Below are 953 nucleotides of genomic sequence, written 5' to 3' on the forward strand. Positions count from 1 at the left end.
GGGCATCGGCGTGGCGCTGCCGCTCGGGCTCGCGGTCGCGCATCGTCCGCGCCTGGCGGAGTTCGCCATCTCCCTGGCCGGCGTTCTCCGCACCGTGCCGAGCCTGGCCGTGCTGGCGGCCCTGCTGCCACTGCTCGGGGTGGGGTTCACGCCCTCGGTGATCGCGCTGGCGCTGCTGGCGGTGCCGCCGGTGCTGGTGAACCTGATTGCCGGGCTGCGCGCCGCCGATCCTGCGGCTGTCGCCGCCGCGACCGGGCTTGGTATGTCGCCCGGCCAGGTGCTGTTCCGGGTGGAGCTGCCCCTGGCCCTGCCGCTGCTCTTCGCGGGGTTGCGCATCGCCGCCGTGCAGGTGGTCTCCGCAGCCGCGCTCGCCACCTTCATCGGCGGGGGCGGGCTGGGCGATCTGGTGACGCAGGGTCTCGCCTTGCTGGACACGGGACGCATGCTGCTCGGCGCGACCGCGATCGCCGCGCTCGCCTTGCTGACGGAGGCCGGCTTCGGCCTGCTGGAACGGCGGCTGCAACGGAGGATTCCGACATGATCCGGCTGGAAGGGCTGACCAAGCGCTGGCCGGGCGCGGCGAAACCCTCGGTCACTGATATCACCCTGGAGGTGCCGGAGGGCACCAGCTGCGCMCTGATCGGACCGTCGGGCTGCGGCAAGACGACGACGCTGCGGATGGTGAACCGGCTGGTGGAACCGACGGCCGGCCGCGTCTGGATCGCCGGCGAGGATGCGCTTCAGCAGGATCCGGTCCAGCTCCGKCGCCGCATCGGCTACGTGATCCAGGAGGTCGGCCTCTTCCCCCATCGCAGCATCGCGGAGAACGTCGCGACGGTGCCGGTGCTGCTGGGCTGGGACACGGCGCGCATCGGGCGGCGCGTGGCGGAGGTGCTGGAGCTGGTGGGCCTGCCGGGCTTCGCCGACCGCAGGCCGCACGAGCTCTCGGGTGG

Annotated in this window: 2 protein-coding genes; both read left to right on the forward strand. The window is 73.1% G+C overall.

From position 1 onward, the window contains the following. Positions 1–541: ABC transporter permease subunit (locus AC1DWF_RS32780; protein WP_476842687.1), on the forward strand; the 541-nt coding region annotated here is incomplete at its 5' end. Then, positions 538–953: ATP-binding cassette domain-containing protein (locus AC1DWF_RS32785; RefSeq protein ID WP_476842688.1), on the forward strand; the 416-nt coding region annotated here is incomplete at its 3' end. The genes AC1DWF_RS32780 and AC1DWF_RS32785, both read left to right, overlap by 4 nt.

The organism is Aminobacter sp. P4_D5 (genome assembly GCF_056401815.1).